Origin of the sequence: Vibrio sp. 10N.286.51.C3, from assembly GCF_003050065.1 — a bacterium.
Taxonomy (GTDB): domain Bacteria; phylum Pseudomonadota; class Gammaproteobacteria; order Enterobacterales; family Vibrionaceae; genus Vibrio; species Vibrio crassostreae.
Window position 1 is genome coordinate 1 of the sequence record NZ_PIGC01000010.1, and the last position, 14352, is coordinate 14352.

General features: G+C 44.6%; 11 protein-coding genes and 3 tRNA genes. 12 read left to right on the top strand and 2 right to left on the bottom strand.

Annotated features, from left to right (window positions below; genetic code table 11):
* The first annotated feature begins 180 nt into the window (after nucleotides 1-180).
* The 4 genes from CWO27_RS12475 (at nucleotide 181) to CWO27_RS12490 (ending at nucleotide 1753) form a co-directional block, all read left to right on the top strand.
* Nucleotides 181-265, top strand: a tRNA-Leu gene (locus CWO27_RS12475).
* A gap of 30 nt (nucleotides 266-295) precedes the next feature.
* A tRNA-Gln gene (locus CWO27_RS12480) sits at nucleotides 296-370 on the top strand.
* 94 nt (nucleotides 371-464) lie between these two features.
* Nucleotides 465-549: transfer RNA gene (locus CWO27_RS12485), tRNA-Leu, on the top strand.
* A gap of 157 nt (nucleotides 550-706) precedes the next feature.
* Nucleotides 707-1753 carry a lactonase family protein gene (locus tag CWO27_RS12490; RefSeq protein WP_102480002.1) on the top strand — a complete coding sequence of 349 codons (1047 nt, stop codon included), beginning with the start codon at nucleotides 707-709 and terminating at the stop codon, nucleotides 1751-1753.
* 69 nt (nucleotides 1754-1822) lie between these two features.
* Here CWO27_RS12490 and CWO27_RS12495 read toward each other — a convergent pair whose 3' ends face one another.
* Nucleotides 1823-2998, bottom strand: a complete 1176-nt coding sequence (locus CWO27_RS12495; protein ID WP_102432280.1) for a 2-octaprenyl-3-methyl-6-methoxy-1,4-benzoquinol hydroxylase — start codon at nucleotides 2996-2998, stop codon at nucleotides 1823-1825.
* A gap of 308 nt (nucleotides 2999-3306) precedes the next feature.
* On the opposite strand from CWO27_RS12495, the gene miaB reads away from it, so the two are divergent.
* The 5 genes from miaB to lnt all read left to right on the top strand — a co-directional run bounded on the left by miaB (nucleotide 3307) and on the right by lnt (nucleotide 9039).
* Nucleotides 3307-4731: a tRNA (N6-isopentenyl adenosine(37)-C2)-methylthiotransferase MiaB gene (miaB, locus tag CWO27_RS12500; protein ID WP_012603385.1), complete on the top strand. Its 1425-nt coding sequence runs from the start codon at nucleotides 3307-3309 to the stop codon at nucleotides 4729-4731.
* Between the two features lie 163 nt (nucleotides 4732-4894).
* On the top strand, nucleotides 4895-6016 hold the full coding sequence (locus CWO27_RS12505; protein ID WP_048663673.1) for a PhoH family protein: 1122 nt from the start codon (nucleotides 4895-4897) through the stop codon (nucleotides 6014-6016).
* Nucleotides 6017-6478, top strand: a complete 462-nt coding sequence (ybeY, locus tag CWO27_RS12510; RefSeq protein WP_102432279.1) for an rRNA maturation RNase YbeY — start codon at nucleotides 6017-6019, stop codon at nucleotides 6476-6478.
* 120 nt (nucleotides 6479-6598) lie between these two features.
* Nucleotides 6599-7489, top strand: a complete 891-nt coding sequence (corC, locus tag CWO27_RS12515; RefSeq protein ID WP_012603382.1) for a CNNM family magnesium/cobalt transport protein CorC — start codon at nucleotides 6599-6601, stop codon at nucleotides 7487-7489.
* Nucleotides 7490-7521: 32 nt separating this feature from the next.
* Nucleotides 7522-9039 carry an apolipoprotein N-acyltransferase gene (gene lnt, locus CWO27_RS12520; protein WP_102432278.1) on the top strand — a complete coding sequence of 506 codons (1518 nt, stop codon included), beginning with the start codon at nucleotides 7522-7524 and terminating at the stop codon, nucleotides 9037-9039.
* Nucleotides 9040-9145: 106 nt separating this feature from the next.
* On the opposite strand, the gene CWO27_RS12525 is transcribed toward lnt, so the two are convergent.
* The gene (locus tag CWO27_RS12525; protein ID WP_009848479.1) at nucleotides 9146-9616 is read right to left on the bottom strand and encodes a zinc ribbon-containing protein; all 471 of its coding nucleotides are present in this window, start codon (nucleotides 9614-9616) and stop codon (nucleotides 9146-9148) included.
* A 263-nt stretch (nucleotides 9617-9879) separates the two neighbouring features.
* Between CWO27_RS12525 and leuS the strand changes: the two genes are divergently transcribed.
* The 3 genes from leuS (at nucleotide 9880) to holA (ending at nucleotide 14327) form a co-directional block, all read left to right on the top strand.
* A complete protein-coding gene (gene leuS, locus CWO27_RS12530) occupies nucleotides 9880-12456 on the top strand; it encodes a leucine--tRNA ligase (RefSeq protein ID WP_017068503.1) in 2577 nt (858 codons plus the stop codon).
* Between the two features lie 179 nt (nucleotides 12457-12635).
* Entirely contained in the window at nucleotides 12636-13289 is a 654-nt protein-coding gene (locus CWO27_RS12535) for an LPS-assembly lipoprotein LptE (protein ID WP_102432277.1), read from the top strand.
* Nucleotides 13290-13301: 12 nt separating this feature from the next.
* Nucleotides 13302-14327 (top strand): DNA polymerase III subunit delta, encoded by a 1026-nt coding sequence (gene holA, locus CWO27_RS12540; protein ID WP_102432276.1) that lies wholly within the window; start codon nucleotides 13302-13304, stop codon nucleotides 14325-14327.
* The last annotated feature ends 25 nt before the right edge of the window (nucleotides 14328-14352 follow it).

Genomic DNA, 14352 nt, shown 5'->3' on the forward strand with positions numbered 1-14352 from the left:
CTATCGCCAAGCGGTAAGGCACTGGCTTTTGATGCCAGCATTCCCTGGTTCGAATCCAGGTAGCCCAGCCACTATTTAAAACTCTTTGTTTTTACTTAGCTTGTTTTAAAGTTAAATAGAAAACTAAGAGCACAACGTTACATCGAATCACCAATGTCGATATAACTATAAAGATTTGCTGCGGTCGTGGCGGAATTGGTAGACGCACCAGATTTAGGTTCTGGCGCCGAGAGGTGTGAGAGTTCAAGTCTCTCCGACCGCACCATTATTTAGATATCTTAAATGATATCATTGTTGGGCTATCGCCAAGCGGTAAGGCACTGGCTTTTGATGCCAGCATTCCCTGGTTCGAATCCAGGTAGCCCAGCCACTATTTAAACTCTTTGTTTTATTACTTAAGTAGTTAACTAAGAGCACAACGTTACATCGAATCACCAATGTCGATATAACTATAAAGCTTTGCTGCGGTCGTGGCGGAATTGGTAGACGCACCAGATTTAGGTTCTGGCGCCGAGAGGTGTGAGAGTTCAAGTCTCTCCGACCGCACCATCATTGAATGAAACCCAGCTTTTTAGCTGGGTTTTGTTTTATCTGGAATATGTAAATCTGATAACTCCGTCACCAAGTATTTCTCTCTATCTAATCACTTCATGACTTTTTTATAAGACAATGTCTGCTCCATTTTCTAATTGAGTATGACTTCCCTATGAAAAACCTCACTCTAACGATCGGTTGCTACACAGACACTCCCAGTAAAAGCCAAGGCGTATATCAGGCTCAATTAGACTTGGAAAGCGGAAAGCTATTACCTTTAGAGCTCGTTGCAGAGTGCACTAACCCGTCTTTTGTCGTAGCGACAAAACTTGGCATCTATACCGCGTCTGAAATTGATCAGCCAAAACAGCCGCAGCTGATTCATATTCCTAGCCCTAACTCAAAGACGGTTAAGAACTCCGGTACTATCGCTGGCGGTCACCCCTGTCACATCACGATAGATCCACACAATAAGTTTGCTATCACGTCGCAATACTCATCAGGCACATTCGATATTTTTAGCTTAAGTATCAATGGCAACATCGATAAGCGCCTCAAAACAATCAAGATGGTTGGTTCCGGGCCAAACAAAGAGAGACAAACTAGCCCGCACGCCCACCAATGTCTGTTCTTACAAAACTCGCCACAGTTTGTGACTGTCGATCTCGGCACCGATCGAATCAACTTCTATTGCTTCGATGAAGAACAGGAAGAGTTTCTAGACGGGCCTATGCAGTCTATTAAAGTGCCAGCTGGCAATGGACCTCGCCATTTAATCTTTAACAAAGCAGAAGACAGAGCCTATGTGATCTGCGAGCTCTCTGAATCAATACTTATGTTGGAAAAGGTTTTGGGTGTATGGAATATCGTAGAAGAAATTGATGCGCTTCCCAATATGGAGAAAGGAGAAGCTACGGCTGCGATAAAACTATCGCCGGATGAGCAATTCCTCTATGTATCTTGTCGACACCAATCAAGGATCAGTTGCTTCAGAATCGAGCCTACAACAAAAATGCCTATTTTTATTGATAGCTATAATACTGAAGGCAACTTCCCTCGCGATTTTCATATTACTGACTGCGGACGATGGGTTATCGCAGCAAACCAACACTCCAATAACATCACCTCATTCAAACGAAATAATGAGGATGGGTCTTTGGTTTATACAGGATACTCTTTAGAGATCGATGCACCGGTTTGCGTTACACAGCAGTTATAGCACTCAACACCAAACAAAAAAGGAGAGCATCTGCTCTCCTTCTCTATATAGATAATCTGAACTAATAAATTAAAGGCCTAAGGCGTATTTCAATACTTGGGTTTTAATCGGCCCAGAGTTCTCTGCTAATTTTAGCGCAGCATTACGTGCAAACTTGAGCGGACCAATGTCGTTGCTGAATGTCTTGTAGAAAAAATCCATGCCACTCTGCATCATTAGGTTGTCGCCTCTTCTCATCACTTCATAACGTCTTGCTACAAACTGATTCAATTCACCCTTTTCGTTGGTGACATCCAACAGTACTGATACATCTTTAAAGCCTAAGTTAACACCCTGCCCTGCCAATGGGTTGATCGTATGTGCAGAGTCCCCGACTAAAATACAGTTATTCTTCGAATATGATTGAGCATGACGTCGTGTCAGAGGAAAAGAACCCGAATTCAAGACTTTAATATCACCTAACTCTTTAGGAAAGTGAGAAAGTACTTCGTTACGTAGTTTTTCAGGGGTCATTGCTGACAGTTGCTTAATACGCAGTGGAGAATCATACCAAACTAATGACCCCTGCCCGATTTCTTGACCGTCAGAGGTTAGAGAACACAAAGGCAAAAATGAACGAGGACCACTTGGTAAAAATTGCTGCCAAGTAATATCTTGCTGAGGCTGCTCGGTTTCTACGTTGATAAGCATACAGTGCTGGCGGTAGTCCCAAGCAGTAATACCGATACCAGCTTGTTGACGAACGGCTGAATTGGCGCCATCCGCGCCAATCACCCATTTCGCGGATAGCTCAGCCCCAGATTGAAGCTTAACGATATTGATTTCACCAAACTCAATCTCATCGAGCTTTTCTGGACATAGCAATTCGAGGTTGTCGTGTTCAGCAAATTGAGACCATAAACCTAATTGAATGAGTCTGTTCTCAACGATATAGCCCAAACGAGGAAGGTCCAGTGATGCAGCATCAAACCGAGTACGACACTCTGGGTGTTCCCACGTCTCTAAACGCTTATATGAACACACTCGCATCGCTGCAATACTTCGCCATGCACCAAGATCTTCAAGCAACTCGACCGATGCTTGAGAAATCGCTGACACACGAATGTCCATCGTTTGTGACTCATCAAAAGCTTGTGGGGCAAAACCTTCGATTACCGCAACACTCAGACCTTGCTTTGCAAAACCGATAGCTGTTGCTGCGCCAACCATGCCGCCACCGACTACTACAATATCGTAACTGTTCATATTTTGTACTTATCAGTTTGATTCTTTGACTGTTTTTGATTGTACTTTTTCATAACTAACTTGTAACCAAAAACCTTATTCGAAAAAAGGGTTATCCCTTATGGCATATGGCGTTAACGATAATAAAAGCCACTACATAAGAGATTTGTTCAGACTACTAGTCAGTCGGTTTTGAAACCAGTACAATACGCCGCTTGCCGCTAGAGCCTGTCATAAAATTGAATACTGAATTATGACATATGGAGCTAGCGGATGAATAATGGGCGATTTGCTCCCTTAAATTAAACTAACGATCGAGCGAACATATAATGAGTAAGAAACTGCTAATTAAAACTTGGGGCTGTCAGATGAATGAATACGATTCATCAAAAATGGCCGACCTGCTTAACGCTGCAAATGGCTATGAGCTAACTGAAGTACCTGAGGAAGCAGACGTACTACTATTGAATACTTGTTCTATCCGCGAAAAAGCACAAGAAAAAGTATTCCACCAGCTTGGTCGTTGGAAAACGCTTAAAGATAAGAAAGAAGGTGTGGTGATCGGTGTGGGTGGCTGTGTAGCGACTCAAGAGGGTGATCACATTCGTCAACGTGCACCTTACGTAGACGTTATCTTTGGCCCACAAACACTGCACCGTCTGCCAGAGATGATTAAATCATCACTGTCTAACGAAAAGCCAGTAATGGACATCTCTTTCCCAGAGATCGAAAAGTTCGATAACCTGCCTGAGCCAAAAGCTGAAGGTGCGACGGCATTCGTTTCTATCATGGAAGGTTGTTCTAAATACTGTACTTACTGCGTTGTACCATACACACGTGGTGAAGAAGTTAGCCGTCCAATGGATGATGTACTGTTCGAAGTGGCTCAACTTGCAGAGCAAGGCGTACGTGAAGTTAACCTACTAGGTCAGAACGTAAACGCATACCGCGGTCCAACACACGAAGGCGATATCTGTTCATTCGCAGAACTGCTTCGTCTTGTTGCTTCTATCGATGGTATCGACCGTATTCGTTTCACAACTAGCCACCCGCTTGAGTTTGGTGACGACATCATTGAAGTTTACAAAGATACTCCTGAACTAGTGAGCTTCCTTCACCTGCCAGTACAAAGTGGTAGTGACCGTATTCTTACGATGATGAAGCGTCCACACACGGCTATCGAGTACAAGTCTATTATCCGCAAACTGCGTAAAGCTCGTCCTGATATTCAAATCAGTTCTGACTTTATCGTTGGTTTCCCTGGTGAGTCTAAACAAGACTTCCAAGATACAATGAAGTTAATTAAAGAAGTTGATTTCGATATGAGCTTCAGCTTTGTTTTCTCTCCTCGTCCGGGTACGCCAGCGGCAGATTACCCATGTGACGTACCAGCACAAGAGAAGAAAGATCGTCTATACGAACTGCAACAAACGGTAAACACACAAGCTATGCGCTTCTCTCGTCTAATGCTAGGCACAGAGCAACGTATCCTTGTTGAAGGTCCATCAAGAAAGAACCTAATGGAACTTCGCGGCCGTACAGAAAACAGCCGTGTTGTGAACTTCGAAGGTTCTGCAGACCTAATCGGCCAGTTCGTAGATGTGAAGATCACTGAGGTTTACACCAACTCACTACGTGGTGAGCTAGTTCGCACAGAAAAAGACATGGGTCTACGCGTTGTTATGACTCCAGCAGAAATGATGGAAAAAACAAAACGTGAAGACGAGCTAGGTGTAGCGACATTTACACCGTAGGCAATACAACTGTTTGAGCACAAAGCGCAAACACAAAGCTTGAAATTACCTAACTAAGTGACCATCTTAGAAATAGGGATATCACAATCAAAAGCCCGGTCTAAATCGGGCTTTTTGCTCTTTGTTTTATTTAAGAGCGAGTGGCACAAAATGAGAGGCTAATTTGAGCAATAAAATCGTTACCTTAGAGATAAATCTAGAGCCAGCCGACAACAAGCGCTTGGCTAGCTTATGCGGACCATTCGACGACAACATCAAACACCTTGAGCGTCGTCTTGGCGTTGAGATTAATTACCGAAGCAACTTCTTCACCATCGTTGGTAAGCCTCACACAGCAGCCGCTGCTTTAGACATCATCAAACACCTCTATGTTGAAACGGCTCCAGTTAAAGGCAACATAATCGATATCGAACCAGAGCAAGTGCATCTGGCGGTCACCGAATCTGGCATTTTGGAACAACACGTCGAGTCTGAAATCGACTACGGCAAAGAAGTGACCATTAAGACTAAAAAAGGCGTCATCAAACCTCGTACGCCAAACCAAGCACAGTACCTAATGAACATGGTCACCCATGACATCACCTTTGGTATTGGGCCAGCAGGTACAGGTAAAACCTATTTAGCCGTTGCAGCAGCAGTTGATGCACTTGAACGCCAAGAGGTTCGCCGGATCCTACTGACTCGCCCTGCTGTAGAAGCCGGTGAGAAGCTTGGGTTCCTACCGGGTGATTTAAGCCAGAAAGTCGACCCATATTTGCGCCCACTTTACGATGCACTGTTTGAGATGCTCGGTTTTGAACGTGTTGAAAAGCTAATTGAACGTAACGTGATTGAAGTCGCTCCACTGGCTTACATGCGTGGACGTACACTAAATGATGCATTTATCATTCTTGATGAGAGCCAAAACACCACGGTAGAACAGATGAAAATGTTCTTAACCCGTATCGGTTTTAATTCGCGTGCAGTTATCACAGGTGACATTACGCAAATCGATTTACCTCGTGGAGCGAAGTCTGGTCTTCGTCATGCAACTGAAGTGCTGAGTGAAGTGGATGACATCAGCTTTAATTTCTTCATGTCTGAAGATGTGGTTCGTCACCCTGTTGTTGCTCGTATCGTCAACGCCTACGAGAAATGGGAAGCGAAAGACCAGAAAGAGCGCAAAGAGTTTGAAAAGCGTAAACGTGAAGAGCGCGAAGCCAAACTTCTTGAGGCTCAGCAGGCAGTTACGACACAATTAGCAACACAAAATAGTTCTGTGATTACAGAACAAGGTGATAAATAGATGTCTATTGAACTAGACCTGCAAATAGCAGTCGAAAATGAGCAAGGTCTTCCAACTGAGCAAGATATTCAGCTTTGGTTGGACAAGACAATTCCTCAGTTTCAAGAGAACGCTGAGTTGACGGTTCGTATCGTTGATATGCAAGAAAGCCACCAGCTCAATCATGAATACCGTGGCAAAGACAAGCCAACTAACGTGCTGTCTTTTCCATTCGAGGCACCTCCAGGGATCGAGCTAGATCTGCTAGGCGACCTCATTATCTGCCGTCAAGTTGTCGAAAAAGAAGCAGAAGAGCAAAGTAAGCCTCTGCTAGCACACTGGGCTCATATGGTTGTACATGGCAGTCTGCATCTGCTAGGTTATGATCATATCGAAGATGATGAAGCTGAAGAGATGGAATCACTCGAGACAGAAATCATGCAAACTATGGGGTTTGAAGACCCGTATATTCTAGAAAAGTAAATTGATTCTAGTAAAGTAGGTTGCAGAGAAACAATAACTCATCGAACCTGTGATTTCCGCAGGAATCTGAGTTGTAACGTGTGCTATCACACTTCTGATAGCGTTATTTTTTGAGAAATCATGAACGAAGGTAACCCCCCCACTTCTGAGGGAAGTAAAAAATCTGAAGGTCCGAGTAGAAAGTCCTTCTTTGAACGCCTAGGCCAACTATTTCAAGGTGAAGTAAAAGATCGCCAAGAGCTCGTGGATGTAATCCGCGACTCAGAAATTAATGACCTAATTGACCACGACACGCGCGACATGCTCGAGGGTGTAATGGAAATTTCAGAGATGCGAGTACGCGATATCATGCTGCCTCGCTCTCAAATGGTTACAGTTGAACGCACCGATGATTTAGATACATTGATTGCGCTTATTACTGATGCTCAACACTCTCGCTACCCAGTGATCAGTGAAGATAAAGACCATGTTGAAGGCATTCTATTAGCGAAGGACCTACTTAAGTATTTGGGTTCAGAAAGTGCCCCATTTGATATCGAACAAGTGATTCGCCCTGTCGTAGTTGTTCCTGAAAGTAAGCGAGTTGATCGCCTGCTTAAGGAGTTCCAAGAAGAGCGTTACCACATGTCTATCGTTGTCGATGAGTTTGGCGGAGTTTCTGGCCTAGTAACCATTGAAGATATCCTCGAAGAAATCGTTGGTGAAATTGAAGACGAGTTCGACGATGAAGAAGAGTTAGATATTCGTAAGCTGAGTAAGCATACCTTTTCTGTAAAAGCTTTAACCACTATTGAAGAGTTCAACGATACGTTTAACACTGCCTTTAGTGATGATGAAGTAGATACAGTAGGCGGCATGGTTATGACAGCACTCGGTCACCTGCCGGTTCGTGGCGAAATTGTAGAAATTGAAAACTACCATTTCAAGATAACATCAGCAGATAACCGTCGTGTAATTCAGCTACAGGTAACCATTCCTGACGAACAGCCTCTTCCGACTATCGAAGAATAACAACTTCTCTCTAAAGAGATGACAGAAATTAGATGACTAAGACCTTTATTCATCGCCTATTACGGCCGCTTGCGGCCGTTTTTGTTGGCGCTATAACCACCCTTTCATTCGCTCCATACTCCATATGGCCTCTTGCTATTCTCAGCCCAGCTTTGTTGCTGTTACTGATCCACAACCGCTCTCCTAAAAGCGCGCTTTGGATTGGCTACGCATGGGGTTTAGGCCAATTCACGACAGGTATCAGCTGGGTATACGTCAGCATTGATGGTTTTGGTGGCATGCCACTGGCGGCTAATCTATTTTTGATGGCATTGCTCGTTGGCTACCTAGCTGTTTATTCAGGTCTGTTTACCTGGAGTTTGAACAAGTTCTTCCCTGTTAATAATCTAAGCCGCTTTTTCCTCGCTGCTCCAGCATTGTGGTTAGTCAGTGATTGGCTACGTGGATGGGTAATGACGGGCTTCCCTTGGCTTTGGTTGGGCTACAGCCAAATCGATTCGCCATTAAGTTCGTTTGCACCGATTGGCGGCGTAGAGCTAGTAACTCTAGCGATCATTGTTTCAGCCTCTGCATTCGCTTATGCGATTGTTAACAGGGCTTGGAGTATCGCTATCATTCCCGCCGTCGTATTTAGCGCAGGTTTTGGTATTCGAAATATCGATTGGGTCACGCCGAACCCGGAAAAAACTACGTCAGTCGTTTTAATACAAGGCAACGTCGATCAAGACAGTAAATGGCTACCAAGTCATCGCTGGCCGACCATGATGAAATACACCGACCTCAGCAGAGAAAACTGGGATGCGGATATCATCATCTGGCCTGAAGCCGCTATTCCTGCTTTTGAAGTCGAGATACCCTCTTTTCTGCGCAACTTAGACAGCGCTGCTAAGATGAATAACAGCTCAATCATCACAGGTGTACTGAATCAGTCTGAAGACAAGAAGTACTACAACAGCGTTCTCTCACTTGGTGTAAACCCATACGGTGAATACAGCTACGATCCAGACGAGCGCTATCATAAACATCACCTACTGCCATTTGGTGAGTTTGTACCGTTTGAGGACATATTGCGCCCATTGGCACCATTCTTTAACTTGCCAATGTCTTCGTTCAGTCGTGGTGATTTCATCCAACCAAACATCGTGGCCAACGGTCGTCATCTTGCGCCTGCGTTGTGTTACGAGATCATCTTTAATGATCAAGTTAGACAGAATGTGACTGATGAGACTGACTTTATCCTCACGCTCTCCAACGATGCGTGGTTTGGTCGTTCGATTGGGCCATTGCAACATATGGAAATCGCACAAATGCGGGCTCTGGAGCTTGGTAAGCCGCTTATTCGCTCTACCAACAATGGTGTGACGGCGGTGACAGATTACAAAGGCAACATCATCAAACAAGTGCCTCAGTTTGAAACGGCCGTATTAAAAGCTGAACTCATTTCAACGGATGGTCAAACGCCTTATCACACAATAGGTACTTGGCCACTGTATATATGGGCGATGCTCAGCTTGGTGATTGGTTGGCTAATAAGAAAGCCAAAAAGCTAGATTCGAGATTCGAGATTCGACGAAAGGTGATTGGAGGGTTGACTGACTGGGTCAACCCTTTTTATTGCTGTGGTTTTACGTTGATACTGTATTATGGTTCAGGAGCTTACGGCTTAAGGGCTTTACGACTAAACCCTTTAGAACCACATTTAATGCATGGAATGATATTGGTTGGGTGGTTATATTCAGTTTGGTGACCACACTCGTCACATACCAAGGTTCCTAAGCCTATGACTTCACCCGCTTGATACAGCCCCTGATGTTCTAAATCTTGGAACAGTTCAACCCACTCCACCTTAGTGCGGTCAGTGATATCCAACAGTCCTTGCCAAATAGAGTCTGCAATCATCAAATAGAATGGACCACTTTTACTCTCTTCATAGCTTTCAGAAAACTCTTTTAAGTCCGACTTCACGTAGGCAGAAATCAGCGATAGTTCATCTTTGGTCATGTCGTTGGCTGCTTTCGCATACTTGCCTGACGTTTCGATTTTGTTGTTGAGCTCTTCAGGACTATGCTTCAGCGTTTCAATCACCTCTTCGACTACTTCTTCATAGAGCGCTTTTTTCTTCGGCATAACAACCTCCTTAAGATAACCAACCTTTTAGTGAGCAAACGGGTGCGCTGCAATGCACTCCCGCTCACAAACAAATGCAATTCATACTCTTAAGTATAGTTGCCCTGCGAAATTCAGTGAAAATTACACAATCTACTAGGTAGCAACTGCAAGTATGAAGGGTATAACTATTGTTGTACTCAGCTCCTTTAGGTATTCTATGACGATCTGTAAGATTCTGTTCTAACCGAACTCACAAATTCCAAGATAACCGGATACCATCGATGCAAGAACAATATAACCCGCAAGAGATTGAACAAAAGGTTCAACAACACTGGGATAACAGCGAAACTTTCGTTGTAAGTGAAGACCCAAACAAAGAAAAATTCTACTGTCTTTCTATGTTCCCTTACCCAAGTGGCCGACTGCACATGGGTCACGTGCGTAACTACACCATCGGTGATGTGGTATCTCGTTTCCAACGTCTACAAGGCAAAAACGTAATGCAGCCAATTGGTTGGGATGCATTCGGCCTACCTGCAGAAAACGCAGCTGTTAAAAACAACACAGCGCCTGCACCATGGACTTACGAAAACATTGAGTACATGAAAAACCAGCTTAAACTTCTAGGCTTTGGTTACGACTGGAACCGTGAATTCGCAACATGTACTCCAGAGTACTACCGTTGGGAACAAGAGTTCTTCACTAAGCTTTACGAAAAAGGCCTGGTTTACAAGAAGACATCTTCTGTTAACTGGTGTCCAAACGACCAAACAGTACTAGCAAACGAGCAAGTAGAAGACGGTTGCTGCTGGCGTTGTGATACTCCAGTAGAGCAAAAGAAAATTCCACAGTGGTTCATTAAAATCACGGAGTACGCTCAAGAGCTACTAGACGATCTCGACAACCTTGAAGGTTGGCCTGAAATGGTTAAGACCATGCAGCGCAACTGGATCGGCCGCTCTGAAGGTGTTGAGCTGTCTTTCGCTGTCAACGGCGAAGAAGCGCCACTGGAAGTTTACACAACTCGTCCAGACACACTGATGGGTGTTTCTTACGTGGGTATCGCTGCAGGTCACCCTCTTGCAGAGAAAGCATCGAAGAACAACCCAGAGCTTGCTGCATTCGTTGAAGAGTGTCGTAACACTAAAGTTGCTGAAGCTGAACTAGCAACGATGGAAAAGAAAGGTATGGATACTGGCCTAACGGCTATCCATCCTCTTAACGGTCGTGTTGTTCCTGTTTACGTAGCAAACTTCGTTCTTATGGATTACGGCACAGGTGCGGTAATGGCGGTTCCTGCTCACGATCAACGTGACTACGAATTCGCAACTAAGTACGGCATCGACATTATCCCAGTAATCAAACCTGAAGACGGTTCTGAGCTAGATGTGTCTGAAGCGGCTTACACCGAGAAAGGCGTATTGTTCGATTCTGGTGAGTTCGATGGTCTTGCGTTCCAAGAAGCATTCGATGCAATTGCTGCGAAGCTTGAAGCTGAAGGTAAAGGTAAAAAGACAGTAAACTTCCGTCTACGTGACTGGGGTGTATCTCGTCAGCGTTACTGGGGTGCTCCAATCCCAATGGTAACCACTGAAGACGGTGAAGTTCACCCTGTCCCAGCAGACCAATTACCAGTAATTCTTCCTGAAGATGTGGTAATGGATGGCGTAACTAGCCCAATCAAGGCAGACAAATCTTGGGCTGAGACAACGTTCAACGGCGAACCAGCTCTACGTGAGACTGACACGTTCGATACGTTTATGGAGTCTTCTTGGTACTACGCACGTTACTGTTCACCACAAGCAGACGACATTCTAGATCCAGAGAAAGCAAACTACTGGCTACCAGTTGACCAATACGTTGGTGGTATCGAGCACGCTTGTATGCACCTGCTTTACTCTCGTTTCTTCCACAAGCTTCTACGTGATGCTGGTTACGTGACGTCTGACGAACCGTTCAAGCAACTACTATGTCAAGGCATGGTTCTGGCTGACGCTTTCTATCACGAAAACGAAAAAGGCACCAAAGAGTGGATTGCACCGACTGACGTAACGGTTGAACGTGACGGTAAAGGTCGCATCGAAAAAGCAGTCGACGATCAAGGCCGCGAAGTTGAGCACTCAGGCATGATCAAAATGTCTAAGTCTAAGAACAACGGTATCGACCCACAAGAGATGGTAGACAAGTACGGCGCTGATACAGTACGTCTATTCATGATGTTTGCATCACCTGCAGACATGACGCTTGAGTGGCAAGAGTCTGGCGTTGAAGGAGCTAACCGCTTCCTTAAACGTGTTTGGAAATTGGTTCACGCTCATTCTTCTAAAGGTGCAGCTGAATCTGTTGACGCTTCTGCGCTATCTGGCGACCAAAAAGCACTTCGTCGTGATATCCACAAGACTATCGCGAAAGTAACGGACGATATTGGCCGCCGCCAAACGTTCAACACAGCTATCGCTGCAATCATGGAACTAATGAACAAGCTAGCGAAAGCACCTCAAGAGTCTGTACAAGATCGTGCAATTCTTGATGAAGCGCTAAAAGCAGTAGTTCGTATGCTTTACCCTATGACTCCACACATCTCTTACGAAATGTGGATTGCACTTGGTGAATCAAACGTAGACTCAGCAACATGGCCAACTTTCGATGAGAAAGCGCTAGTTGAAGACGAGAAGACTATCGTTGTCATGATCAACGGTAAGCTACGTGCGAAGCTAACGGTTGCTGCTGACGCGACAGAAGAGCAAGTTCGTGAACTTGGTCTAAACGATGAGAACGCTAAGAAGTTCCTAGATGGCCTAACGATTCGTAAGGTTATCTTCGTTCCTGGTAAGCTTCTAAACATCGTTGCTAACTAATTTCGTTAGTACAGTGCAATTGCTAAAGAATTAACGAACTTAATTCATCAAAAGCAGTCTGTAGACAGGGTAGCTAATTGCCCTGTCTACTTATTTAAGCGCTTTAGATTTGAGCCTAACAACTCAATCTAGCTAAAGCCTTTAAATAAGTATTCTACCTTCATGAGAGCCATCAAATAATGCGCCTGATTTCACTATCTTCATTGAAAGTTACTATTGTTGTTTTAACCGTCAGCCTGTTAAGTGCGTGTGGTTTCCACCTGCGTGGTGATTACTCCGTACCAGAAGAACTCAACAAGATCTCCGTAACCAGTTATGACCAATACAGTACGTTTACACGTATGATGAAAGGTCAGCTACGCATGAATGATGTAGAAATCGTGCCACCTGCTGAAAATACCCCTAACCTACACATTATTAGTGAGAGCGTTGGTGAGCGTACCCTTTCTCTATACCAAAACACTCGTGCTGCTGAAATTGAACTTACGTTTTATGCTTCGTATCGCGTAACTATCCCAGACCTTGGCTCAAAGACATTCTCAACCAGTGTAACCCGTAGTTATCTAGACAACCCACTGACTGCACTTGCGAAGTCGGTTGAACGAGACATGATTGAAGATGAGATGCGCAAGTTGGCAACAAGCCAAATCCTACGTCAAATGGCTCGACTAAAAGCGAACATCGCAGCTGATAGCATGGATTTAGAAGCGTTAGAACACGTTCAAGTGAAAGAGCTCGAAAAGCAATACAACATCAAGAATGTTGAAATTGACGACGTTGAGATCGTACCGGCTTCAGAAGAGCAACCAACACTTAGCGAACCGGCTGAGTAATAGGTTTATTTGATGCGTATTTTTGCTGACCGCTTATCAGAGCAACTTGCTAAACAGCTAAGCAGTGTTTACCTCATTTTTGGTAACGAGCCTCTGCTATTACAAGAAAGCCGAGAAGCAATTCAAAAAGCTGCAAAACAACAAGGTTTTGAAGAACGTCACCGCTTTGCTATTGATAGCAGCCTCGACTGGAATCAAGTCTACGACTGCACTCAAGCACTGAGCCTGTTCTCTAGCCGTCAAGTCATCGAACTTGAATTACCAGAGTCAGGCGTCAATGCCGCGATAGCAAAAGAGCTACTCGCGATCTCCGAGCATATCCACAGTGATATCCTATTGATCTTGGTCGGCACTAAGCTAACCAAAGCTCAAGAGAGCGCGAAGTGGTTTAAGGCGCTCTCGAATCAAGGTCACTGGGTCAGTTGCTTGACTCCAGATGTCAGTCGACTTCCTCAGTTTGTCCAAGCTCGCTGCCGTCAAATCGGTTTGACGCCAGATCCTGAAGCGATTCAAATGCTGGCACAATGGCATGAGGGTAACCTATTTGCACTAACCCAAAGCCTAGAAAAACTGGCTCTCCAATACCCAGATGGAAAGCTCACACTAGTACGCTTAGAAGAATCGCTGAGTCGCCATAACCATTTTACTCCATTCCATTGGAGTGATGCGTTATTAGCAGGCAAAGGAAACCGAGCACAACGGATCCTGCGTCAGCTAGAAGCCGAGGGTATAGAGCCAGTCATTTTACTGCGTAGTATCCAACGTGAACTTGCCCTGTTGTTGCAAATGCAGCAACAAATGAAACAGATGCCGATTGGTCAAGTCTTCGACAAACACCGCATCTGGCAATCTAAAAAGCCTCTTTATAACGCCGCGCTAACAAGAGTTTCGATTTCTCAATTACACTCTTTGTTCGCGTTGCTCACCCAAGCTGAATTGATGACAAAGACTCAATATGAGCAGTCGCCTTGGCCACTAATTCATCAGTTAAGCGTAGAGTTTTGTATCCCTTCAGCTTCAATACCATTTCACGCATAAAAGCGTGGTATATTCTAGGGTCAAC